Annotated in this window: 1 protein-coding gene; it reads right to left on the bottom strand. The window is 62.8% G+C overall.

Annotation, left to right across the window (positions count from 1 at the left end; genetic code table 11):
• Window positions 1–303 precede the first annotated feature (303 nt).
• Window positions 304–548, bottom strand: a 245-nt coding sequence (locus tag H928_RS28525) for an anti-sigma factor domain-containing protein (RefSeq protein ID WP_043340851.1), incomplete at its 5' end; no start/stop codon positions are given.

Genomic DNA, 548 nt, shown 5'->3' with positions numbered 1-548 from the left:
TTGGCGGCTGCCGGTACGGCGTGCCACAAAGGCGATCAGCTCGCGATAGCTATCGCGAAAGGCTTCCAACGGGAGGGCGGACATGACGGGGACAGGCGAGCAGTAAAAATGACAAGGCGCGCTAGTATATTACGAATGAGAATGGATCTCATTTGTTATATAAATTCTCTTTGAAAACAGGGTGTTAAATCGCCCGCCCGTGGAGGCGGTTACTGCTGCCAGCGCAAGCATTTCCCGCTATGGAATACGCCATAAAAACGCCCTGTACCGCTAGGTTGAGGGCGTGGGAGCGGGCAAATCTGCTTACAGATCGCGCTTGATCAAAGCCCCGCTGAACAGCACCGGCCCGGTCGGGCCCGTCTCGCTGGGCACGCCGCCCTTGGGCTCCAGGCTGACCGCCAGCGCTGGGACGGCCTGCACCTGGGCCAACTGCGCCTGCAGTTGCTCCAGGCGCCCCTCCCCCATGACGCCCAGCGACTGCGGCGCGCCCTGCGCGGGCAAGGCCCAGAGCTGCAGCGACCGGTCGGCGGCCTCCTGGTAGCCGCCCA

Origin of the sequence: Comamonas sp. B-9 (assembly GCF_000410635.1) — a bacterium.
GTDB lineage: Bacteria > Pseudomonadota > Gammaproteobacteria > Burkholderiales > Burkholderiaceae_C > Comamonas.
Note: the sequence above shows the minus strand (reverse complement) of the source record. Positions and strands in the feature narration are given on the sequence as shown.